The sequence below is a fragment of the Compostibacillus humi genome (assembly GCF_014637175.1).
GTDB lineage: Bacteria > Bacillota > Bacilli > Bacillales > Amphibacillaceae > Oceanobacillus > Oceanobacillus humi.
In genome coordinates this window covers 1-22,834 of the sequence record NZ_BMEV01000056.1, presented here as the reverse complement: position 1 = coordinate 22,834, position 22,834 = coordinate 1, and the positions used below count along the sequence as shown (strand labels likewise).

The window sequence follows — 22,834 nt, the reverse complement described above, 5'->3', positions numbered from 1 at the left end:
TTAAAAAGTCAAGTAATATGCATTATTATTTTGATTTTTGGGGGTGAAGCACATAAAAAGCCCTAGTCGAAAGACTAGAGCTTATGCGGAAATTTAATTTCCGAGAGACTATTAGTAGATTAAGGGGGAGTCGAAATGGTTCGTACCATTAGTATATACGTCTATGCAGGAATTTTAATCCTAGGTACTTTATACCAATTATTTAAGTTTAAGCGGAAAATAACGAGCCAATCTCCGATGGTAACAGATGAGGAATTGTTTTCTGTCCCGAATAAAGTTGCGAAAAAAATAATACATATAACAGGTTCAGAGATAGAAGTGAAGGGGCAGGAAAAATTGCCTGAAGGGGCGGTATTATTTGTCTCTAATCATCAAGGAATCTTTGACATCCTGGCAATGCTTGGCTTTCTGGGCAAGCCGGTCGGGTTTATTGCCAAAAAAGAAATTGAAAAATTCCCGATTGTCCGGTCATGGATGAAACTGATCCATTGTGTATTTATTGATCGTGCTGACCGCAGGCAATCGGTCAAAGCAATCCATCAGGGAATTCAAAATTTAAAAGATGGCCATTCCATGGTTATTTTTCCGGAAGGTACGAGGGGACAGGGAAGAGAGATTCAACATTTTAAGCCGGGCAGTTTCAACCTTGGCATAAAAGCGAAGGTGCCGATTGTCCCTGTCTCGATTGATGGAACTTACCCGATTTTTGAGGAAAAAAATGGCCGTATTCAGTCTTCAAAAATTTATATGACGATTCACGATCCGATTTTTCCGGAAACTTATGCCGCGATGAAAAGTGCCGAATTGGCTGCCTGCGTTCAGAAGATTGTGGAAGAGGGTATGCCAAATGCTGCTGAAAGGAATAATACAGATATACAAGATCATACGGAAGAAGTCCATGTATAAAGAGCTCAGCATATCATACAGCTCTTTTTTTTATAATTAGCGTGAAGTGAGGAGGACGGTATTTGTGGTACAAGGTGCAGTAAACCGGCATACAAAATTATCGGAAGAATGGCTGCAGAAGTATGTCGACGATTGGGTAGCTTTTTACCGGAAACATACAAAGGAAGGAAAAGTGGCTTCATATATTCCTGTTTTAAAAAAAGCGAATCCGAGTCATTTAGGAATTGTCATTTCCGGAAATAACGGGATAACTATTCAGTCGGGGGATGTATCCATCCCTTTTTCCATTCAAAGTATTTCTAAAGTGTTTACTTTCATCACCGCCTGCATGCAGAGGGGCATTAGTTATGTTTTGAACCGGGTCGACGTGGAACCGACAGGGGAAGCCTTTAATTCAATTATGCATCTGGAAATGGGAAAAGTGGAAAAACCGTTCAATCCTTTCGTTAATGCAGGAGCAATAAGTGTCACGTCCTTATTGGACGGAAGTACACCAGAGGAAAAATTAGAACCCCTGTATGAATTATTTGAAAAAATGCTGGGCTATCGGCCAAAAGTAAACAGAGAAGTTTATCAGTCAGAAAAAGAATCGTCGGTGAGGAATAGGGCAATCGGCTACTACTTATTAGAAATTGGCGCCCTTGAGTCGGATTTGGAGCTGACGTTAGACACTTATTTTCAGCAATGCTCCATAGAAATCTCCCTCCAGGACCTGGCAACGATGGGGAAGATTCTTGCAAATGACGGGGAAGACTTAAAAACAGGGAAGGAAATAATTCCGAGACAAATTGCAAGACTCGTCAAATCATTGATGCTCACTTGCGGAATGTATGATGCATCAGGAAAATTCGCCGCCTATGTAGGGATTCCGGCAAAAAGCGGAGTGTCCGGTGGAATTATTGCTGTCGTTCCCCCGAGGGCCCGCGCCAATGAACTTCCTTTCCTTAGCGGATGCGGCATTGGTGTATATGGTCCGGCGTTAGATTCCCAGGGAAACAGCCTGGCGGGGATTAAGCTGCTTAGACACATTTCCAATCAGTGGGACTTTAGTATTTTTTAGGAGGGGTATAAATGTGCGGCAGGTATACGTTGCTCGCAGATGAGTTAGAGATTTTAGATGAATTCGGGCTAGAAGGGGAAATTGCAGATTATGAACCGAGCTACAATATTGCTCCAGGTCAACGGGTTCTTGCAATTATCCATAATGGAAAGGAAAAAAGAGCAGGATATTTGCGCTGGGGACTTGTTCCTTCCTGGGCAAAAGATGAAAAAATCGGATATAAAATGATCAATGCCCGCAGTGAAACCGCCCATGTGAAACCAAGCTTCCGGAAGCTGATGGAAAGCAAGCGCTGTTTAATTGTAGCAGACAGTTTTTATGAATGGAAAAAGACCGAATCTGAAAAACAGCCAAAACGAATCCAGCTGCAAGGGAGAAAATTATTTGCCTTTGCTGGACTTTGGGACAAATGGGAACAGGGTGAGAATACATTATTTACATGTACGATTTTAACAAAGGAAGCAAATGGCTTTATGAAGGAAATCCATCACCGCATGCCGATTATCCTTCCAAAGGAAAAAGAGGATGAATGGATTGCCCCCGTGAAAATTCCATCGGAAAAAGCCAAGACATTTCTTGATACGTTACATACGGAAGAGCTGACCGCCTATAATGTAAGCAGTTATGTTAATGCTGCAAAAAATAATGATGTCAAATGCATTCAGCCTCTAACGTAAAAAAGTGGAGTGACAGCACTCCACTTTTTTACGTTGATAGCGTTTTCAAGCAGAAAATTAGATTAAACTGATTTGGCCTTTTCTTGTTCTCTTTCTTCATTAGCAACTTTCATAAATTTCTTCGTCTCGTATACTACAACTCCTGATAAACCGAGAAGTGCTATTAAGTTTGGAATAGCCATCAGCGCGTTGAAAATATCAGAAATTCCCCAAACGACATCAAGCGCTTGTACTGCCCCGATGAATATCGCTATTACGAAGACGATACGATAAGGAAGGATGGCCTTATCAGTAAATAAGTAAGAGAAGCACTTCTCTCCGTAATAGGACCAGCCAATCATCGTTGAAAAAGCGAAGAGGATAATTCCAATCGTTACAATTAACGAACCGCTATTTCCTAAGAAATGAGCAAAGGAAGCTGCTGTTAAATCTCCTCCGTTTAAGTCTGTGTTCGTATACATATTTGCCATAACAATCGTAATGCCAGTAATGGAACAGACAATAATCGTATCAATAAAGACTTGAGTCATAGATACAAGCGCCTGGCGTGCAGGATAATCCGTTTTTGCTGCTGCCGCTGCAATAGGAGCTGAACCGAGACCGGCTTCGTTTGAAAATACACCACGGGCAACCCCCCAACGTATAACGGTACCTAATAAACCTCCACCAGCTGCTTGGGCTGTGAAAGCATCATTGAGAATCAAACTAACTGCTGCAGGTATAAGATCTAAATTAAGAATCATGATAATTAAACCAGCAATAACATAAAATAAAGCCATAATTGGAACTAGAAAAGCAGTAACTTTTCCAATACTTTTAATACCACCGATAATAACTACTGCTGCGAGGACAGTTAAAATAATGCCTGTTATCCATGTAGGGATGTTGAAAGTATCATTCACTGCGCCAGCTACAGCGTTGGACTGAACCATATTTCCAATTCCAAAAGCAGCGACTGAACCGAAAATTGCAAATAGTACTGCCAGCCACTTCTGTTTAAGTCCCCGTTCAATATAATACATCGGTCCGCCGGACATTTCTCCACGACTATTTTCTACTCGGTATTTTACCGCCAGAACCGCTTCTGAATATTTTGTCGCCATTCCAACTAAAGCAGTAATCCACATCCATAAGACTGCACCTGGACCACCGAGAACTACCGCAGTTGCTACACCGACGATATTCCCCGTACCGACTGTGGCGGCCATTGCTGTAGATAATGCTTCATAATGACTAATATCCCCTTTAGATTTTCGATCTTGTTTTGATGGACTAAAGGCTAATTTTAACGCGTAGGGGAGTGTACGAATTTGCAAAAAGCCAAGACGGAATGTCAAGTACAGGCCGGTTCCAACAAGAAGAATTAACGTTGGCGGTCCCCAAACAAAGCTGCTTACCTTATTGATGATATCTAGCATGTTTCTCCCTCCTTTTGTATATTTAAATGTTCCTAAAAAATCACAAAATTGTCAAGAAATAAATAATATAATCTATTAAAATGACAGACAATATTTACTATAATCTGTGAAAATATTCTCAATTTATGGGAGAATATTCTTTGCTCTTAAGTCTCAAACTTGCTTATAATAGTGTTAAAACAAACTGTTTTTTTGTAAAGCAGAAATAAGCGCTGTCTCATAAAAGTGAAGAGATGTACAACATTTTTTCTCCTAATTTTTTGTCGGGAGGTGGGATGGAATGATACGGGTTCTGTTTGTCTGTTTAGGAAATATATGCAGATCCCCGATGGCAGAAGCAGTTTTTCGAGAAATGGTGAGAAAGGAGCGCTTATCTGATAAAATTGAAGTAGACTCGGGAGGAACCGGCGGCTGGCATGTTGGTGAAAAGCCGCATCATGGTACGAGAGAAGTGCTAAAAAGGGAAAATATTCCGTATGACGGAATTGTAGCAAGGCAAGTACAGCGTGAAGACTGGGATGAATTCGATTACATTATTGCAATGGACGATGAAAATATCGATTCGCTTCATCGCATCCGCAAAAAAGAGAACGGTCCGGTTATTGCTAAGCTGATGGATTTTGTCGAAAATCCGCTGGAACCGAATGTGCCAGACCCTTATTACACAGGGAAGTTTGACTATACGTACCAATTGATTTCCGAGGGCTGCAGACATTTATTGCAGCGAATAAAAGAAGATCATTCACTTACATAAAGGAGAGATGTTAAATGGGTAAACGCAGACTGATTACAGGTGTTTTGCTAGGCGCTCTGACGGGCGGAGCTATTGCATTGCTTGACGAAGAAACGAGGGAGTATGCAAAAGATAAGGTAAGTGCATTGAAAAACGATTCTACATATTATTTAAAACATCCGGCTGAAGCGATCGAAAGCCTGAAAGCAACCGTAGAACAATTCAACCGGACAGTCTCCTCCGGTGCGGAAAACGCCATTAATGCCATTGAGCAAGTGGAGGATACGATTAATAAATTTACGAATAAAAATTAAATCAGTGCTTATATTAGCAATAGAAGAAAAAATCGGCGCAAAGGCCGATTTTTTTATAGATAGGGAGAAGAAGGCATGGGAAGGTTTAAAGCATTGTTAGAAGCGTTAATGAACAGGTTGGAGGAGGCGGATGTTTTCGGTTTATCCGCCCAGCTGGCCTATTTTTTTCTGCTTTCTTTATTCCCTTTTTTAATATTCATCATGAATTTAATCGGACTTTTGCCATTGGACCACGACATTCTCGTTACAATAATCGGCTATTATGCTCCAGAAGAAATTACAGATTTAATTACAACGAATATGGATCAGTTAATTCATGCAAATAGCAGAGGTTTGCTTTCCCTCGGGGCTATTGGTACGTTATGGGCAGCATCCAATGCCATTAACGCCATCATGAGAGCGTTCAACAAAATTTACCAGATTGAGGAAACACGTCATTTTTTGTTTAACCGCTTTATAGCCGTTGTTCTGACAATCGCAATGATTTTTGTCATCATCATTGCATTGTTGCTGCCTGTATTTGGACGAATCATCGGAGTCCACATTTTTGCCTTCTTCGGGCTATCCGAAAGATTTCTCGAAGTTTGGGAAATGTTGCGGTGGCTCCTTTCGACGATCATCTTTTTTATCGTCTTGCTCGCTTTGTATAAACTGGCCCCAAGCAAATGGATTCGAATACGGGACGCGGTATGGGGAGCGATAATTGCTACCGGTCTATGGCAAATTGTTTCTTACGGCTTTTCGTTTTACGTAAATAGCCTTGCTAATTATTCCGCTAATTATGGCAGTTTAGGTACGATCATTATCCTCATGATTTGGTTTTATTTATTCGGTTTGATCATTATGCTGGGAGGGGCCTTCAACGCCTTCCTGTCCCAAATAAAAGGAGGAAAAAGAAAATAGCGGCTGATGCCGCTATTTTAAGAGCCGTAAGCCGTTTAATATGACTAGAATCGTACTTCCTTCATGACCTATTACCCCTAAAGGCAGGTCAATGATCTGGAAATAGTTTGTTAAAATAAGTATGATGATGACACTGACGGAAAAGAGGATGTTTTGTTTAATAATCCGGTTCATCCGTTTTGACAGCTGGATAGATTTCGCAATCCGATGCAAATCATTTTTCATCAGTACAATATCGGCGGTTTCTAATGCAACATCCGTTCCTTCTCCCATGGCAATGCCAGAGTTTGCGCTTGCCAGAGCCGGGGCATCATTAATGCCGTCTCCAACCATGGCAATATTTCCGTACTGCTTTCGGTATTCTTTAATATAGTTGACTTTATCTTCAGGCAAACAGTTGGACCGGTAATGTTGTATTCCTGCTTCATCAGCAACCGCCTTTGCCGTTATATCGTGATCTCCCGTAAGCATGATTGGCGTTATCCCCGCCGCCTTCAAAGATGAAATGGCCCTTTTCGCTGATTCTCTTACGGTATCCATTAAGGCGAAGACTGCCACAATTTTTTCTTCCTGTTTCGCAAATACAACTGTTTTCCCTTCCCCGGCCAGCTTACGATAAATTCCTTCGTGGAAATTACCCGCTTCTTTTTCTCCGACAAAATCCATTTTGCCGACTTTCCATGTTTTCCCTTGAACGATGGCGGTAATGCCGAAGCCGCTGACGGTTTTCATATCGAGAATTTCAGTTTGGGGATGGACTCCTAATTGTTGTGCCGCATAGGTTGAAATAGCTTTGGCCAACGGATGGGTAGATTCCCTTTCCATTGCTCCGACGATCCGTAATATTTCTTCTTTCATCGCATCGTTTAAAAAATATGCATCGGTAACTTCCGGTTTTCCCTTCGTCAACGTTCCGGTTTTATCCAAAGCGATTGCACGGATATGGCCAAGATTTTCTAAATGGACACCGCCTTTAAATAATACACCTTTCCTTGCTGCGTTGGAAATAGCCGATAACGTTGCAGGAGATATGGAAGCGACGAGAGCGCATGGAGATGCAACAACTAAAAGCACCATTGCCCGGTAAATACTTTCAGATAAAGTCCATCCAAAAGCAAGATAGGGGAGAAACATCATGACAGCAACAGCGATTAGAACGACGTTGACATAAATCCCTTCAAACCGTTCAATAAATAGCTGAGAAGGGGATTTTTCCTCCTGTGCACTTTGTACCATCTGAATAATTTTTTGAAATAATGTTTCCGTCGGTTTTGTTGTAATCTGTACCGTTATCGTTCCGTTTAATGCAACGGTACCGGCAAACACTTCCTCCTCCAGCCCCTTGGAAACAGGCATCGATTCACCAGTAATCGCACTTTCATCAATCGCGGTAGATCCCTTGACGATGATACCATCGGCAGGAATACGCTCCCCTGCGCGAACTAAAATAAGATCATTTATTTTTAGTGAAGCGACCGGAACTGCTTTTTCCTGTTCATCTTTCAACAGAATTGCTTCCTCCGGCTGCAGTTCCATTAAGGATGAGATGGCTTTCGTGCTTTTATTTTCTGTATACGTCTCCAATGCTCCGGATAAGGCGAAAATAAATATTAGGATTGCACCTTCCGTCCAATAGCCGATAAGGACCGAACCAATTGCAGCAAAAATCATGAGCATTTCTACATTTAACTTTTTTGTCCGGATTGTTTCCGTAATGCCTTCCTTCGCCTTCGCATATCCGCCGATACCGAAGGCGATTAGGTGTAATACAATCCATAATGGTTCTGACAGATAGCTTTCCAATAACCACGTAATTAAAATAATCGTTCCGCTGAGAAGTGCAGCAATGAGTTCGGAATGTTCTTTTATTTTTTCCCTAAAAGGAATTATGCTTCCTTTCGCTGAATCTTCTTTTTTATATAATTTTCCGGCCTCACTTTCAGCCAACATTTTCATTTCCCCCCTATAATTGAGAATGAATATCATTATTATCCAACACATCCACGTTGAATATAATAATTATATTTATATTATAATGATTATAAACTGGTAATTTATTTTAATAATATCATATCTCGGGGTACTGTCAATGAAAAAAAGTCAGCTGACGGGCTTTTGTTTTGCAAATAATATGGATAAAAATACGATAAACAGCATCGACGCAATTAAAATAAAAAAGGATGCATCTGGCAGCAAATCTAAAAATAACCCGCTTAGAAAAGGTCCGGATATGCTGCCGATACTAAATAAAATGCTGATTAAAATATTTCCTGAAGGCAGCAGCGAACTTGGCAACATGTCCGTCATAAACGCCATTCCTAAAGAATAGAGCGAACCGACGAGCATGCCGGCGATTGTAAATGCGGCAAATAATGCAAGAGCGGACTGTTCAAAAAATGCAGCTGCGGCAAATGTAATCATTGCCCCAGACAGTATGTAAAGCAATGTTTTTCTCCGCCCGATTCGGTCGCTTAATATCCCCAGCGGAATTTGGGTAATCAAGCTCCCTAAGGCAAAGCAGGGAATAATGAAGCTGAGTAAATTGATATTATGGCCGATTCGCAATCCGTAGACCGGAAAAATACTATGGAGTGCAGATTCTAAAAAACCGTAGGCAAAGCCGGGCAAAAGGGCGACCCAGGCAATTTTCAGCGTTTGAACAAAGCGGTGGACGGAATTTGCTCGATGTAGTTCCTGGCTGCCTTCTTCCGGCATTTCATTACGGACAAAAAGCATAAGAGACCATACAAGCGCACTTAATATAGCTGAAAGAATAAAAGGAAGAGCAATATGTACTTCCAGGAACCGTGTCATCACCGGGCCAATGGCAAAGCCTAAGCCGAAAAACATCCCGTAATAGGCTACTCGTCTTCCCCTGATTTCCTTTGGCGTTGTTGTTGTAATCCATGTTTGAATCCCGAAATGAAGCATTTGGTCTCCAATACCGACTGTTACCCGCAACATAAACCAAAACCATAATGCCTGCCAAAAAGGAAAGAGCGAAAAAGAAATTATAACGAGCAATCCGCCCGCCAAAATAATCGGTTTGAAACCAAATTTGCGCAACGGTTTTTCCATAAAAGGAGAAGCGATGAGGATTCCTAAATATATTCCTGTTGCGTGCAATCCATTGACAGAGGAAGAAATCCCGTTTTGTTCCAATATAATTGCAATTAAAGGAAGCAACATTCCTTGGGAAAATCCGGAAATGGTAATAAGAGAGATTAAAATCCAAAATCTAATATTATCTGAATGCATACGTATCCCTTTCTCGCGTTGTTCATTACCAACTGTAAAGTTTTTTTGGCAAAATAGCAATTTCACTTACTGGAAAAGATTGCAAGGAGCAATCAAAGCGTATATTTCCTTTCAATTAGAAAAAAATAGGAGAAAACGAAAGGAATGGGATTGATGAAGAAATTCACTACTGTCATATTCATGCTTTGTCTATTCATCACCATTTTCCCCATTACAAGTATAGCTGAAGAGAAACAGGACAAGAAAGATAAGGACCCCTATGAAGTCCCAAGTCATGTCTTAAATATAGCAAAGGAAAATACGTATCCCAATTCGACGGCCGATTTGGAAGTGGTAGAGCCGAGTGAATTAACGAAGGAATTATTAGACGAACTGGAAATCCCGATTGAAAATCCCGAATTAATCAAAATGTTAAATGAAACATCTTTACAGCCATCCCCTATTGCCATCGGTTATCGCGGCATGGTTTATTTAGGAAGATGGGCGTTAAATTATGAATCGGCGGAAACGGCAATTAATTGGGAATTTCAAAAAATAAATACGAACGAAATTAATAATATTAGCGGGGAAGTTCCCCAAAAAATGAACTATATCCAGCAGGAGCAAAAAGAAATTAAGGGTGCGTTAACGAATAAGATTAACAGTCCTGACCATGTAAAGAAAATGATGCTCCTTGCCGCTAAAGAGAAAACAAATTTGCCTTTAGCCTTCACGTCTATCATCGGCAAAAATACTAAAAAGGATAACTCATATGATGTTCCGGTGAAAAAATATGCCACCTTACAAGCATACGCTCCCGCTGTAAATGAAAAAGGACAAGTTACTTTTGGGGAGGTGTACCTTTCCTTAAAAGGTTCCAATAAGTCGCTCGTAATCAAAAACGTAACAAAACAAGGAATTGGCGGTTGGATACCGATACAAGATCATGTCTCCTTTTCATTCCAATTAAAGTAAGGACAAGGACAAGCGGAAGAGCCTTTCCGCTTGTTTTTTATCTGAAGAAGTTCAGTTCAATGTGGTTTGTTTTGAAGAAAATGTTCCATCCTAAGCTTTTTTAGCATAAAAGTGTTGACGCCTTGTCTTTAATACACTATTATGGTAAAGTACTAAAGAAAGATTGCAGGAGAAGGAGAATAAATTATGGAATGGGTCGTTGTCGTATCGGTCATTGTAATGACGATTCTAAGTTTGCTTAGGGTAAACGTTATTATTGCAATTATAGCCGCAGCAGTAACTGCCGGATTAATGTCAGGATTGTCGCTATTGGATTCCATTGATTTATTTGTGAGCGGGATGGGCGGCCAAGCAAATACAGCATTAAGCTATATTCTGCTTGGAGCTTTTGCTGTAGCCATTAGCTACACAGGAATTACTGCAATTCTAGTAAACTACTTAATCCGGATTTTAACAGGAAAAAAGACGATGATGGTGCTAGTTATAGCTGGCGCTGCGTCATTGTCACAAAACTTGGTACCTGTGCACATCGCTTTTATTCCGATCTTAATTCCGCCATTGTTGAAGCTGTTCGATGAAATGCGGTTAGACCGCCGTGCGGTGGCAACGGCGTTAACCTTTGGCTTAAAAGCGCCTTATATAATGATTCCGGCTGGGTACGGACTCATTTTCCACAGAATTATTTACGATGAGATGGTACAAAGCGGGGCTGAGATTACCATGGGAGAAATCGCCAAATCCCTTTTTATCCCAGGTCTCGGTATGGTCATCGGCTTGCTCATTGCTGTATTTTTTACTTACCGGAAAGAACGGGATGCGATTCCTGGTGCCGGAGGAGCTGCAACTATCAGTACAGAGGCAGTGAAAAAGGATGTTGTCGCATTTAATAGAAATCATGCTTTAACGATACTGTCCATCATTATTGCGTTTGCTGCGCAAATTATTACCGAAAGTTTAGTTATCGGCGCTTTAGCCGGTTTAATATCGATGTTTGTGTTTCTCGTTATCCCTTATAAAAAAGGGGACGAAGTAATCGCCGACGGTGTAAAAATGATGGGATCCATTGCATTTGTTATGCTCGCTGCTTCCGGTTTCGGGAATGTTCTGAAAGAAACGGGTGCCGTTACTGCATTGGTGGAAGTTTCTTCCGGCATGTTACAGGACAATAAAGCGTTTATCGCCTTTATACTATTGCTCGTCGGGTTAGTTGTAACGATGGGAATCGGTTCTTCCTTTGGAACAGTGCCGATATTGGCAGCTCTTTACGTACCGATTTGTCTCGCAGCAGGATTTTCGCCGATAGGAACGGCAGCATTAATTGGTACTGCCGGTGCATTAGGAGATGCAGGTTCACCCGCATCAGACAGCACACTTGGTCCCACTTCCGGATTAAATGCAGACGGGAAACATAACCACATTTGGGATACTTGTGTTCCGACATTTATTCATTTTAATATTCCGTTAATCCTCTTTGGCTGGGTTGCGGCCATTCTGTTGTAAGAATAATTAAAGATATTTGCGGGTAAGGTAAGGATAAATAGGAGGTTGTTATGAAAAAGATAATTCCTGCTCTTATTTTCCTTGCCTTTTTTCTATTATTGATTCATCCGTTCCCGATAGAAGTGTATGGGTACGGCTGGGGTTATAAGAAAAATGCAAATCATCAAGTTCCAGATGTTGGCAAATATCAGCAAGTGCTGGAAAAGTACGGAGCCTATTATGCCGATTTATCTGGAGATAAAGTTGTCTATTTTACCTTTGATAACGGCTATGAACAAGGATATACCGACGAAATTTTAGACGTGCTTAAAAAGGAGAACGTTCCGGCAACCTTTTTCGTTACCGGACATTATGTCGAAAGCAGTCCCGACTTAGTGAAGCGGATGGTGGATGAAGGACATATTATTGGAAACCATTCTTATCACCATCCGGATTTTACAGTGATATCGAAAGAAGCGATGAAAAAGGAATTGGAAGATTTAGAAGCAGCGGTGGCAGAAGTTTCTGATCAGAAGGAAATAAAATTCCTTCGGCCGCCAAGGGGAATGTTCAATGAACGGACTTTGCAATGGGCAAATGAACTGGGGCTTATTCACGTTTTTTGGTCATTGGCTTTTATCGATTGGGAAGTAAACAAACAGAAGGGCTGGCATTATGCCTATGAACAGATTATGACCAACATCCATCCTGGAGCGATTATTTTGCTTCATGCTGTTTCCGAGGACAATGCTCTTGCCCTGGAAAAGGTCATCCATGAACTGAAAAAAGAAGGGTACAAATTTGGCAGTTTAGACGATTTATTAATGAAAAATCTGCTGCCCGAATCGATGTTGGGGATGTAAAGCGAGAGGAAATCTCGCTTTTTTATTTTTGCTGCCAACCATATATTATCCATAAATATTTTCATCTCGATTCCGCCGGGAATACGTTACATCATCCTCTTTTCCTGATATAGTAAATGAAAAAGGAGGCAGGAAAGATGTGGGAAGAAAAGATTGAGTTGCATACGATGTACGATTTTGACTATACGCTATATCGTCTGTCTTATGACCCTATGATTTCCCTTCAACGGGATGAAAGATTAGTTAAAATTCCCGTTGTATTTGATGGTGATTATCATATCGTAACCGTACAGGCTATCGGAACTACGGCCGAACCGTCTTTTATCGTGCGAAGTGACAGCGAAGAATATAAAGATCAAATCATTTCCCGTATATTTGACTTGTTTCAATGGGACAGGGAATTGGAAAAGATTCAAAGCCATTTTCAGCAGACAAATTTGGATAAGCTATTTCGGGATTATCCTGCAACTCCAATTGTCCGGGATTTTGATTTATACTATTGTCTAATGAAAACGATTATTCATCAGCAGCTGAATATGAAATTTGCCTATGTGCTGACGACGAGATTTATTGAACAGTTTGGCGAACAGGTGGACGGGGTCTGGTTTTATCCGACGCCGGAAAAAATAGCCAATTTGCAGGTGGAGGATTTGCGCAAGCTGCAATTTAGCGGCAGGAAAGCGGAGTACGTCATAGATACATCCAAAAAAATTGCCGCTGGAGAATTAAATTTGGAAGAATTAAAAGACAAGGCCGATGAGGAAGTGATTAAAGAACTGGTCAAAATAAGAGGGATTGGCACGTGGACAGCGGAAAACTGGCTGCTCTTCGGATTAGGCAGGGAAGATTTATTTCCGAAGGCAGACATTGGGATTCAAAATGCAGTCAAACAATATTTCGGACTTGAGCGCAAGCCGACAATAGAAGAATTAGAAGCATTCAGTTCCGGCTGGGAACCGTACCGCAGCTTCGCTTCATTAACGTTGTGGCGAAGTATTGAATAATATCAAAAAAATAGGTTCTAATCATGGAATGTTGATCAGAACCTATTTTGTGTTATGCAGTTTTTATGCGCATCCCGTTTTTTCCTGAATTTTTTGCTTCATACAAGGCCATATCGGCAATTTTCATTAGGGCAAGTTCATTGATTTTATCCGCTGAAACGAGAGCAATTCCTATACTTATGGTAACCGGAATTTCCTGTTCCTCGACAGAAAACGGTTTACTCGTTATTTCCTGGTGGATTCGCTTTGCGATGTTGACAGCGTCATTTTGTTTGCTGATTCCTGACAGAATTATGGCAAATTCATCACCGCCGAGACGGGCGCCTAAATCATCCCCCCGCAAACATCCGGCTAATCTTTTCCCAAATTGCTCAATAACCATATCACCTACATCGTGACCTAACTGGTCGTTGATGTCTTTGAAATTATCGATGTCCACCATCAAAATGGCCAATCCTTCTTTTTGCTTTTCGTATTGGGTAATTGCCTTTTTTAATGCTTCATTAAAATGATAGCGATTCGGCAAGCCTGTTAGCGTATCGTGATGAGCAAGATACTCCAATTTGGATTCATACTCTTTTTGTTTTGTAATGTCCCGTGTGACTAATACCATGTGAACGAATTGCCGCTGTTCATCATAGACAGGAGTTCCTGATACTTCAACAAAAATCCATTTTTTTGTTTTATGCATTTTTTGAAACTGAATTTTAAAGGATGAGTTGCTCCGGATTGCAAGCTTAATTTTTTCTTCTACTAATCTGCGGTCTTCCGGATAGACGGTTTGCAAGTAATGTTTGCCGATTAATTCCTGCTGCGAAAATCCTAATATTCGTTTATGGGATGGAGAAATGTACATTATCTGTTCATTATTATCAAGGAGAGTAATTAAATCGTGAGCGTGTTCAGCAATGATGCGGAAATGCTGTTCCCGTTCTATTAATCTCTCATTCGCTTTCTTGTTTTCCAGCCGGATAAGCCGTTCCTCAGTAACATCTTTCACGACAGCTAAAATATGGGTGCATTGTTTTGTATCACGATCATATATAGGGGTTAATTTTGTTTCTGTGTAAATTGTTATGTCTGAAGGATTGATATAGGAATCTTGAAATACGATGTGTTTTGCTTGGAAGATTGCTTCGTGACATTGGTGATACATATAGTTTGCTTTTTTCTTCTCATATACGTCCTGTATTCGTTTCCCTATAATATCCTTTGTAAAGCCAGTTTCTCTCATTGCCTTTTGGTTAAAATACTCGTAGTATAATTCGAGGTTTTTTCCCACTTTCAATAGGAAAATAAGGAAAGGAGAGTTGTCTAACACCATTTTTTCAATGGACATGATATGTCACCTTCTTTAGTTAACAACAGTAAAAACTTACTATATCATACCATTAGTATAGTTTAGAAGCTTTATGTAAAGCAATCTTTTATCCTATATTTCCGCGAAAAATCCAGCAACTTTATTACTAAATTACGAAACTTAATAATTGACTAATACGTATATATTGAATTTTGTGATAATATATAAAATAGAAAAAGCGGAATGGAGGGATAATTTGAAAAGGGAAGACTTAATAGCGCCATACGAGTACAATATTGTCAAGGAAGTGGAAAAGTATAAGGACGATTTGCAGCGGACCGCACTAATTTGGGAAGATGAAGCTGGCAATAGGAAAGAGATTTCCTACCCGGACCTAATTAAAAACACAAATAAAATTGGAAACGTTTTCAAAAATTATGGACTGAAAAAAGGCGATAAAATCTTAGTAATGGTTCCCCGCTTAATTGAAGCATATGAAACGTATTTAGCCGCTTTAAAGTTGGGCATTGTCGTTATACCTAGTTCAGAAATGCTGCGGACAAAAGATATTCAATACCGGATAAGCCATGGGGAAGTAAAGGCGGTTGTCAGCTACTATCCGTTTGTGGACCAGTATAAAGATATTCAGGAATATAATCAGCTGATAAAATTTGTCATCGGAAAACCGGTTGATGGGTGGCATTATTTGGATGAGTTAAAGGCTAACGCCTCTGAAGAATTGGAAATGGAATCGACAGCACGAGATGATATGGCTTTTTTATCCTATACATCCGGCACAACAGGGAATCCAAAGGGGGTCGTTCATACCCACGCATGGGGATATGCCCATTTGCGGACTGCACCAAAAAATTGGCTAGGCGTACGTGAAGGCGATTTAGTTTGGGCTACCGCTGGTCCGGGATGGCAAAAATGGATCTGGAGCCCGTTTTTATCCGTACTGGGAATGGGAGTGACAGGCTTCGTTTACTACGGTAAATTCGAACCGAAAAAATATTTGACATTGCTGCAAGATAAAAAGATAAATGTGCTCTGCTGTACACCAACTGAATATCGCATCATGGCGAAAGTGGAAAATTTAGGTGACTACGATTTGGCTGCCCTTCATAGCGCTGTATCTGCTGGCGAACCTTTAAATGTGGAAGTCATCGATACGTTTCAGAAATATTTCGGCATCAAAGTTCGTGACGGATATGGCCAGACAGAAAATACGCTGCTGCTTGGCGTTATGAAAGATATGGAAGTAAGACCAGGATCTATGGGCAAACCTACCCCGGGAAATGAAGTGGAAATTGTGGACGACGAAGGAAATCCGGTTCCGCCGGGAACAGTTGGCAACGTAGCCGTAAAGATAGACAGTCCAGCACTTTTTAAGGAATATTATAAGGATGAAGAACGGACGAAAATTTCCCGGGTAAAAGATTATTATATTACGGGGGACCTTGCGAAAAAGGATGAGGACGGATATTTCTGGTTTGAAGGTAGAAAGGACGATATTATTATCAGCTCTGGATATACGATCGGTCCTTTTGAAGTGGAAGATGCACTGGTGAAACATCCGGATGTTCAAGAGTGTGCTGTCGTTGCCAGTCCGGATGAAATTCGCGGCAGTATTGTCAAAGCTTTTGTCGTCTTAAAAGATGGGAAAGCGGCATCGCCAAATCTCGTGCAGGAATTGCAGGATCATGTGAAGCAATTAACGGCACCGTATAAATATCCAAGGGAGATTGAGTTTATAGAGGAGTTGCCAAAAACGACTTCCGGAAAAATCAGAAGGGTAGAGCTAAGGCAAAGAGAAATGGAAAAAATGAAAAGCTAACGGCTGAATACGGATTGGCCAGAAAGCAGATGTGCTTTTGGCCAATCTTATTTTTTTCTATGTTTAACTATTTATTTAAAACAATTTTAAAAAAGATAGAAAAAACACTTGAAAGTCAAAGAAGGTCAGAGTATAATAAAGTCAGAAGGTCAAAGATAGTCAAAGTCAAATCGATAGTTCATGTCATATATACTTAATAAGCCTGAAGGAGGAATGATTGATGAAATGTCAAAAATGTGGTGTTAATGAAGCGAATGTCAATGCATCGATGCAAATCAATCATCAGAAAATGGAATTACACTTATGCAGTGACTGTTTTCAAGAAATCCAAGGTCATATTTTTAATCAATCAGACTTTTTCTCCGGATTCCCATTTGGTCAAGGGGAAATGTTCAGCAATAACTTTTTCCAAGGAAATGGCGATGCCCGGACAGGAACAGGGACAAAAACGAAACAGCGTCAGCCAAATCGCAAAAAAGGGCTGATTGATCAGCTTGGCAAAAACTTAACGGATGCTGCCCGCCGCAACGAAATTGACCCTGTCATCGGCCGGGATAAGGAAATTCAGCGGGTAGTTGAAACGTTGAACCGCAGAAATAAAAACAATCCGGTCTTAATTGGCGAACCGGGTGTCGGTAAAACTGCCATCGCCGAAGGACTGGCATTAAGAATTATTGAAGGAAACGTACCGGCGAAATTATTAAATAAAGAAATTTATCTTCTTGATGTTGCGTCTCTCGTGGCAAACACCGGAATCCGCGGACAGTTTGAACAGCGGATGAAACAATTAATCGAAGAACTGAAAGCGCGAAAGGATGTCATCGTCTTTATTGACGAGATACATCTTATTGTCGGCGCCGGCACAGCCGAAAGTTCGCAAATGGATGCAGGAAATATTTTAAAACCTGCCCTTGCCCGCGGGGAATTCCAATTAATCGGGGCAACGACATTAAAAGAATACCGGCAAATCGAAAAAGACGCAGCGTTAGAACGCCGATTGCAGCCGATTATCGTCAAAGAACCTTCTTTGGAAGATACGGTGAAAATTTTGCAAGGCATTAAAGATCGCTATGAGAAGTTCCATGAAGTCCGTTATTCCGATGAAGCAATCCGGGCTTTCGTTACACTGTCCCATCGTTATATCCAAGACCGCTTTTTGCCGGATAAAGCGATTGATTTAATGGATGAGGTTGGTTCACGGCTTAACTTGAAGAATTCCCAAAGCGATTCGGAATCGATTAAAAAACGGTTAGAAGAGATTACGAGGGAAAAGCAGCAAGCTGCTGAAAAAGAAGATTACGAACGGGCAGCAAATTTAAGGTATCTGGAAATTCAGCTGCAAAAACAACTGGAGAAAGCAAACGATAAAGAAAAAGTGATCGATGTTGATGTTTCTGATATTCAACTGCTTGTAGAAGAAAAAACCGGCATTCCGGTTACGAAAATGCAATCAGAAGAGCAGCAAAAAATGAAAAATCTAGCAGAACATTTAAGAGCTAAAGTCATCGGCCAAGATGAAGCAGTGGACAAAGTGGCAAAAGCTATCCGCCGCAGCCGGGCTGGCTTGAAATCAAAATATCGTCCAATCGGTTCTTTCCTCTTTGTCGGACCGACTGGTGTCGGAAAAACCGAGCTGTCGAAAGCATTAGCAGAAGAATTATTCGGATCCCGGGATGCGTTAATCCGTCTCGATATGAGTGAATATATGGAAAAACATTCGGTCTCGAAAATTATCGGTTCGCCTCCAGGATATATTGGCCATGAAGAAGCCGGCCAATTAACAGAACGGGTGCGCCGCAATCCGTATTCCATCGTTTTATTAGACGAGGTGGAAAAGGCTCATCCGGACGTATTAAATATGTTCTTGCAAATTATGGAAGATGGACATTTAACCGATTCCCACGGCCGTACGGTAAGCTTTAAAGAAACGGTTATCATTATGACAAGCAATGCCGGAACGGGTGTAAAACAAATCAACGTTGGCTTTAACAAAGCTGCTCATGATTCCGTCTCCATATTAGAATCTTTAAGCGATTACTTTAAACCGGAATTTTTGAACCGATTTGACGCGATCATTCAATTTAATGAACTTACGGAAGAGCATTTAATGGAAATTGTCGATCTCATGCTCCGCGAACTCGAAGAAACAGTCGAAGAAAACGATATTTCCATTACGATTACCGAAGAAGCAAAACGGGAACTCGTTCGCCTCGGTTATGACAAACGGTTTGGGGCAAGGCCGCTGCGCCGGGTCATCCAAGATAAAATTGAAGACCAGCTGACAGACCTTATTTTAGAAGAGGATTCCGTCGAAAAAGTGCATGTAGATGTAACAGCCGGAGAAATTACAGTCCGAAAAATATAATGGAATTGAAATAGCGCGGTGCCTAAATGAAGGCGCCGCGCCTTTTCTTTTCCTTTGTCCGTTAAAGAGACAAAAAAGGAATCGGGGCCTTTTCACCAGAGGAATGCGGAAATATTCGTTTCAATCGTTCATAATCTGCTTTTTCCTGTGCCAAACTAATAGTCACACGATAGAAAAGGCGGTTTTTTCATGAAATCGTTACTGTACGTTAGTTCCGTTATTTTAATGATATTCACATTGCCTGCACAGACAGAAAGTGCTCCTTTGCTGCCGATGAATGTTCATTTTATTGATGTTGGCCAAGGGGACAGTATTCTAATTCAGACACCTGGAAATAAAACGATTCTCGTTGACGGGGGACCGCAAGAGGCGGGAAAGAAGGTCACTTCATATTTAAAAGACTTAGAAATTGACACGATTGATCTTGTCATCGCCACCCATCCGGATTTTGACCATATTGGCGGACTGATCCCCATCATGAAAAATTTTAAAGTGAAACAAATAATCGATAACGGGAAGTTCCACTTAACAAAAACCTATGCGCAATACATGAACGAGATTAGGAAACAGGATATTCCAAAAAAAGTTGCCAAAGAAGGACAAAAGATTAAACTTGATTCTAAACTTAAGATTGAAGTGTTAAATGCTTATGAAAGTCAGAAAAATAATAATCAATCTGCTATCGTACTAAAAATCAGCTATAAGGATATCGACTTTTTGCTTATGAGCGATGTGGAAATGGAACAGGAAAAGAAGCTGTTAAAGAAAAGCAATATTCAATCAGAAATCATTAAAGTTGCCCATCACGGTTCAGATACGAGCACTTCCCTTCCTTTTTTAAAGCACGTCAGCCCTAAAGTAGCCATTCTAACGTATAGTCCTGACAATGATTACGGTCATCCTGTGGAAAGGGTTATCGAAAATTTAGACAGAATGGATGTAAATATTTATTCTACTGCTATATTCGGAGATGTTATCATTACAACCAACGGCAAAAATTACTTTGTAATGACAGAAAAGGATCCTTTTGATAATTTGGACGGAGCAGCCTGAATAAACAGCAAATTTCCAATAAGGTTTGGAAATTTGCTGTTTATTATTTACAGAAAAAGGTAAAAGTGATATCATAATAATATAGTAATGATAGGAAGGTGGTATCATTATGAACGAGATTAAAGAAAGAAAAGCTTGGTCAATAAATGGGTTCGTCGGGATTTTTATCATTCTGCTTTTAGTTGCCGGAACAGCATATTTCTTCATTCAGAAAAACTTTGTCCCAGGCGGGATTCTTCTCGTCCTAGCCATTATCATCGGCACCGGAATTACGATGGTACAGCCTAACCAGTCGGTCGTCGTTATTTTTCTCGGCAAGTATATGGGGACAATTCGCAGGGAAGGCATAACGTTAACAATTCCATTCTCCATTCGCAGGACAATTTCTTTAAGGGTGCGCAACTTTAACAGCAAGCGTTTGAAAGTGAATGATATTAACGGGAATCCGATTGAAATTGCTGCAGTAATTGTGTTTAAAGTAGTAGATGCTGCCAAAGCAGTCTTTGACGTGGACCAGTATGAGCGCTTCGTGGAAATTCAGAGTGAAACGGCATTGCGGAATGTGGCGACGAAATATCCGTATGATACGTTTACTGATAATGAAATGTCGCTAAGAGGAAATGCGGAAGAGGTTGCACAGGAGTTGGCGCAAGAAGTTCAATCCCGGCTTACGGTGGCGGGAGTGGAGGTAATGGAGGCACGCATTACTCACTTAGCATACTCGACAGAAATCGCTCAGGCGATGCTGCAGCGTCAGCAAGCATCGGCGATTATAGCTGCACGGAAACAGATTGTTGACGGGGCTGTCGGTATGGTGCAAGATGCCATCGAGCGCATAGAAAAAGAAGGTATCGTAGAATTGGATGACGAACGGAGAGTGGCAATGATCAATAACCTGCTTGTGTCCATCGTTGCGGATCATGGAACTCAACCGGTTATTAATACAGGATCACTTTACCAATAAAGAAGGGCTTTTATGGCTAAAAAAAAGAATTTTCCGTTACGTATCGATCCGAAATTGTACGAGATTATCGAAAAATGGGCACATGATGAGTTCCGCAGCGTAAACAGCCATATTGAATTTTTATTAAGGGAAGCTGTAGCGAAGTCGGGACGATTACGAAAGGATCAAAGGGACAAACATGAATAGTCTCTGCCATCAATTGGCAGAGCTTTTTTATTTTGTTATGCCGGGAATGACTTGCCAAGTCCAGAATTAAGTAATCCAATTTATTCACAAACTTATTCACAGGGAAAAGGTGATTTTTCCGCTTTTCCCTTTATTAGTCCACATTATCCACATTTTTTTCGAATTTATCTGTTGATAAGCTGTCATTGATATAAAAGCATTTATCAAGTCTATCCACTGCTTGTGGATTATTGTGGATAAGTATGTTGATAAAAATAAAAGAGCTGGTTTTTACCAGCTCTTATGTACGGTTTCGGTTTTGCGTAACCTGTTCATAGGCGCGGTCAGCCCGCTTAAATTCTTTTTGATACAGTACTTCCTGGGTTTTGTTTAATATTTTCTCCCGTCGATTCGGATCGTATTTTGCCATTGACATCCCTCGCTTTTTCTATTATTTTGTCCGAACAAGGACACTTTATGCATCGGAAATAGAAAAACCCAAGGTTTGGAGTCAGGAGACTTCTTCACCTTGGGCTTCGCTGTCAATAGCAATAAATTGTTTATATGAGGTATAATGCTCTTTTGTAATCATAAACAAATCGTATACATCGCTATTTCCATTAATTTTCCGGTAAATGTCCGGATACACATCGTTGCCAAAGGCAACATATGGGAGCTTCAGAGCTGCTTTCGCCGAGCGGACATTGGTTTTCCGGATTTTCATAAAAATAACCTCAATGTGGGTGGTAAAAAATATTTCATCGAAAAACTGCTCTTTTGCTCTGCGATTATATCCTTTGCCGAAATAATCTTTCCCAATCCATGTTGCTAAAAAACCGTAGTTTTCTTTAATATCAAATAAATTGATCGTTCCAATCGGATGATAATATTCATCCAAAATTGTACGGGAAATTAATTCGCCCTTTTCTTCTTTTTCAATCGTCTGCTTTGTAATGAAATATAATTCATCAATCGTATATGCTTTATGACGGACGTAAGGGAATACTTCCGGATGAGTCATCAGTTCAAATAGCACCGGCACCTCGTGCAATTCACGTATTTTCAACATAAAAAAACCCTCCTTGACAGGCGGGTTTTCACTTTTGGGAATCCAGTGAACGACCCACCCTCGAATTTTTATTTAAAGTTGCCAACAAAAATTCGGGGTGGGAATCGAACCCACTAGAACCAGTAAGAACTGGTGGCGCACCATTTGCCTTCCCTATTAAATTCTGTTTTATTTATAATGTTAATCATTCATCTCTTTTCTAAATTGCTATCGTTATTTTACAACGGATTTCGTAAAAAGAAAATGGATTTTTTGTTAAAGTTTGTGTCAAGCTTTTCTCGGTAACCTTCTCACACCAGTATTTCCGGCACTCTATTTTTGTACGCTTACTTAGGCTACCGCGCGATTACCATCGCTTGGTGCCTGGCGTTTTTTGTTCGGTTCTACAAACCAAGAACCAAAAAAACGCCAGGGTATTATCTAAAGCTCTTAGCTAGTTTGCCAATGGCGGATGAATGAGCTGCGTACACGACGATCGAACCTTGTTTCGCACCGATGGAAGGACGATTCGG

The 22,834-nt window shown here is 40.6% G+C and carries 21 protein-coding genes; 15 read left to right on the top strand and 6 right to left on the bottom strand.

Features of this window, described 5'->3' with window-relative positions:
• The first annotated feature begins 135 nt into the window (after positions 1-135).
• From IEV18_RS13060 to IEV18_RS13050, 3 genes are all read left to right on the top strand, one after another.
• On the top strand, positions 136-906 hold the full coding sequence (locus IEV18_RS13060; protein ID WP_188392832.1) for a lysophospholipid acyltransferase family protein: 771 nt from the start codon (positions 136-138) through the stop codon (positions 904-906).
• Between the two features lie 64 nt (positions 907-970).
• Positions 971-1,966, top strand: a complete 996-nt coding sequence (locus IEV18_RS13055) for a glutaminase (RefSeq protein WP_188392831.1) — start codon at positions 971-973, stop codon at positions 1,964-1,966.
• 11 nt (positions 1,967-1,977) lie between these two features.
• The gene (locus tag IEV18_RS13050) at positions 1,978-2,643 is read left to right on the top strand and encodes an SOS response-associated peptidase (RefSeq protein WP_188392830.1); all 666 of its coding nucleotides are present in this window, start codon (positions 1,978-1,980) and stop codon (positions 2,641-2,643) included.
• 62 nt (positions 2,644-2,705) lie between these two features.
• Here the strand turns inward: IEV18_RS13050 and IEV18_RS13045 are convergent, their stop codons facing one another.
• On the bottom strand, positions 2,706-4,061 hold the full coding sequence (locus tag IEV18_RS13045) for an alanine/glycine:cation symporter family protein (RefSeq protein ID WP_188392829.1): 1,356 nt from the start codon (positions 4,059-4,061) through the stop codon (positions 2,706-2,708).
• A 280-nt stretch (positions 4,062-4,341) separates the two neighbouring features.
• On the opposite strand from IEV18_RS13045, the gene IEV18_RS13040 reads away from it, so the two are divergent.
• The 3 genes from IEV18_RS13040 to IEV18_RS13030 all read left to right on the top strand — a co-directional run bounded on the left by IEV18_RS13040 (position 4,342) and on the right by IEV18_RS13030 (position 6,011).
• The gene (locus IEV18_RS13040) at positions 4,342-4,815 is read left to right on the top strand and encodes a low molecular weight protein-tyrosine-phosphatase (RefSeq protein ID WP_188392828.1); all 474 of its coding nucleotides are present in this window, start codon (positions 4,342-4,344) and stop codon (positions 4,813-4,815) included.
• A gap of 14 nt (positions 4,816-4,829) precedes the next feature.
• Positions 4,830-5,108, top strand: coding sequence for a YtxH domain-containing protein (locus IEV18_RS13035; protein ID WP_188392827.1), 279 nt, complete (start codon positions 4,830-4,832; stop codon positions 5,106-5,108).
• A 75-nt stretch (positions 5,109-5,183) separates the two neighbouring features.
• Entirely contained in the window at positions 5,184-6,011 is an 828-nt protein-coding gene (locus IEV18_RS13030; protein ID WP_188392826.1) for a YihY/virulence factor BrkB family protein, read from the top strand.
• A 12-nt stretch (positions 6,012-6,023) separates the two neighbouring features.
• On the opposite strand, the gene IEV18_RS13025 is transcribed toward IEV18_RS13030, so the two are convergent.
• Both IEV18_RS13025 and IEV18_RS13020 read right to left on the bottom strand, forming a co-directional pair.
• Positions 6,024-7,958, bottom strand: coding sequence for a heavy metal translocating P-type ATPase (locus tag IEV18_RS13025; RefSeq protein WP_373281929.1), 1,935 nt, complete (start codon positions 7,956-7,958; stop codon positions 6,024-6,026).
• Between the two features lie 153 nt (positions 7,959-8,111).
• Positions 8,112-9,269, bottom strand: coding sequence for an MFS transporter (locus tag IEV18_RS13020; protein ID WP_188392824.1), 1,158 nt, complete (start codon positions 9,267-9,269; stop codon positions 8,112-8,114).
• A 144-nt stretch (positions 9,270-9,413) separates the two neighbouring features.
• Between IEV18_RS13020 and IEV18_RS13015 the strand changes: the two genes are divergently transcribed.
• The 4 genes from IEV18_RS13015 to IEV18_RS13000 all read left to right on the top strand — a co-directional run bounded on the left by IEV18_RS13015 (position 9,414) and on the right by IEV18_RS13000 (position 13,569).
• The gene (locus IEV18_RS13015) at positions 9,414-10,223 is read left to right on the top strand and encodes a YfkD famly protein (RefSeq protein ID WP_373281928.1); all 810 of its coding nucleotides are present in this window, start codon (positions 9,414-9,416) and stop codon (positions 10,221-10,223) included.
• A 186-nt stretch (positions 10,224-10,409) separates the two neighbouring features.
• Positions 10,410-11,723, top strand: a complete 1,314-nt coding sequence (locus IEV18_RS13010; RefSeq protein ID WP_188392823.1) for a Na+/H+ antiporter family protein — start codon at positions 10,410-10,412, stop codon at positions 11,721-11,723.
• Between the two features lie 50 nt (positions 11,724-11,773).
• A complete protein-coding gene (pdaA, locus tag IEV18_RS13005; RefSeq protein WP_188392822.1) occupies positions 11,774-12,565 on the top strand; it encodes a delta-lactam-biosynthetic de-N-acetylase in 792 nt (263 codons plus the stop codon).
• 137 nt (positions 12,566-12,702) lie between these two features.
• Positions 12,703-13,569, top strand: coding sequence for a DNA-3-methyladenine glycosylase family protein (locus IEV18_RS13000; protein WP_188392821.1), 867 nt, complete (start codon positions 12,703-12,705; stop codon positions 13,567-13,569).
• 52 nt (positions 13,570-13,621) lie between these two features.
• On the opposite strand, the gene IEV18_RS12995 is transcribed toward IEV18_RS13000, so the two are convergent.
• The gene (locus tag IEV18_RS12995) at positions 13,622-14,908 is read right to left on the bottom strand and encodes a diguanylate cyclase (protein ID WP_188392820.1); all 1,287 of its coding nucleotides are present in this window, start codon (positions 14,906-14,908) and stop codon (positions 13,622-13,624) included.
• Positions 14,909-15,125: 217 nt separating this feature from the next.
• Here IEV18_RS12995 and mbcS point away from each other — a divergent pair, with 217 nt between their 5' ends.
• From mbcS to IEV18_RS12970, 5 genes are all read left to right on the top strand, one after another.
• Positions 15,126-16,706 (top strand): acyl-CoA synthetase MbcS, encoded by a 1,581-nt coding sequence (gene mbcS, locus IEV18_RS12990; RefSeq protein WP_188392819.1) that lies wholly within the window; start codon positions 15,126-15,128, stop codon positions 16,704-16,706.
• 220 nt (positions 16,707-16,926) lie between these two features.
• On the top strand, positions 16,927-19,071 hold the full coding sequence (locus IEV18_RS12985) for an ATP-dependent Clp protease ATP-binding subunit (protein WP_188392818.1): 2,145 nt from the start codon (positions 16,927-16,929) through the stop codon (positions 19,069-19,071).
• A gap of 189 nt (positions 19,072-19,260) precedes the next feature.
• Positions 19,261-20,124: a ComEC/Rec2 family competence protein gene (locus IEV18_RS12980; protein WP_188392817.1), complete on the top strand. Its 864-nt coding sequence runs from the start codon at positions 19,261-19,263 to the stop codon at positions 20,122-20,124.
• A 109-nt stretch (positions 20,125-20,233) separates the two neighbouring features.
• Entirely contained in the window at positions 20,234-21,088 is an 855-nt protein-coding gene (locus IEV18_RS12975; RefSeq protein WP_188392816.1) for an SPFH domain-containing protein, read from the top strand.
• 12 nt (positions 21,089-21,100) lie between these two features.
• Positions 21,101-21,274, top strand: coding sequence for a type II toxin-antitoxin system antitoxin (locus IEV18_RS12970; protein WP_188392815.1), 174 nt, complete (start codon positions 21,101-21,103; stop codon positions 21,272-21,274).
• A gap of 280 nt (positions 21,275-21,554) precedes the next feature.
• Here the strand turns inward: IEV18_RS12970 and IEV18_RS12965 are convergent, their stop codons facing one another.
• Together IEV18_RS12965 and IEV18_RS12960 are read right to left on the bottom strand one after the other, a co-directional pair.
• Entirely contained in the window at positions 21,555-21,683 is a 129-nt protein-coding gene (locus IEV18_RS12965) for a YfhE family protein (protein WP_188392814.1), read from the bottom strand.
• An 81-nt stretch (positions 21,684-21,764) separates the two neighbouring features.
• Complete coding sequence (locus tag IEV18_RS12960) at positions 21,765-22,322, bottom strand: GNAT family N-acetyltransferase (protein WP_188392813.1); 558 nt, start codon at positions 22,320-22,322, stop codon at positions 21,765-21,767.
• Between the last annotated feature and the right edge of the window lie 512 nt (positions 22,323-22,834).

Coding starts and splice junctions, on each gene's coding strand:
- IEV18_RS13060 (WP_188392832.1), top strand. CDS start 136: ATGGTTCGTACCATTAGTATATACGTCTATGCAGGAATTTTAATCCTA.
- IEV18_RS13035 (WP_188392827.1), top strand. CDS start 4,830: ATGGGTAAACGCAGACTGATTACAGGTGTTTTGCTAGGCGCTCTGACG.
- pdaA (WP_188392822.1), top strand. CDS start 11,774: ATGAAAAAGATAATTCCTGCTCTTATTTTCCTTGCCTTTTTTCTATTA.
- IEV18_RS13000 (WP_188392821.1), top strand. CDS start 12,703: ATGTGGGAAGAAAAGATTGAGTTGCATACGATGTACGATTTTGACTAT.
- IEV18_RS13045 (WP_188392829.1), bottom strand. CDS start 4,061: ATGCTAGATATCATCAATAAGGTAAGCAGCTTTGTTTGGGGACCGCCA.
- IEV18_RS13040 (WP_188392828.1), top strand. CDS start 4,342: ATGATACGGGTTCTGTTTGTCTGTTTAGGAAATATATGCAGATCCCCG.
- IEV18_RS13050 (WP_188392830.1), top strand. CDS start 1,978: ATGTGCGGCAGGTATACGTTGCTCGCAGATGAGTTAGAGATTTTAGAT.
- IEV18_RS13010 (WP_188392823.1), top strand. CDS start 10,410: ATGGAATGGGTCGTTGTCGTATCGGTCATTGTAATGACGATTCTAAGT.
- IEV18_RS12995 (WP_188392820.1), bottom strand. CDS start 14,908: ATGTCCATTGAAAAAATGGTGTTAGACAACTCTCCTTTCCTTATTTTC.
- IEV18_RS12960 (WP_188392813.1), bottom strand. CDS start 22,322: ATGTTGAAAATACGTGAATTGCACGAGGTGCCGGTGCTATTTGAACTG.
- IEV18_RS12970 (WP_188392815.1), top strand. CDS start 21,101: ATGGCTAAAAAAAAGAATTTTCCGTTACGTATCGATCCGAAATTGTAC.
- IEV18_RS12975 (WP_188392816.1), top strand. CDS start 20,234: ATGAACGAGATTAAAGAAAGAAAAGCTTGGTCAATAAATGGGTTCGTC.
- IEV18_RS12980 (WP_188392817.1), top strand. CDS start 19,261: ATGAAATCGTTACTGTACGTTAGTTCCGTTATTTTAATGATATTCACA.
- IEV18_RS13030 (WP_188392826.1), top strand. CDS start 5,184: ATGGGAAGGTTTAAAGCATTGTTAGAAGCGTTAATGAACAGGTTGGAG.
- IEV18_RS12965 (WP_188392814.1), bottom strand. CDS start 21,683: ATGGCAAAATACGATCCGAATCGACGGGAGAAAATATTAAACAAAACC.
- IEV18_RS13020 (WP_188392824.1), bottom strand. CDS start 9,269: ATGCATTCAGATAATATTAGATTTTGGATTTTAATCTCTCTTATTACC.
- IEV18_RS13015 (WP_373281928.1), top strand. CDS start 9,414: ATGGGATTGATGAAGAAATTCACTACTGTCATATTCATGCTTTGTCTA.
- IEV18_RS12985 (WP_188392818.1), top strand. CDS start 16,927: ATGAAATGTCAAAAATGTGGTGTTAATGAAGCGAATGTCAATGCATCG.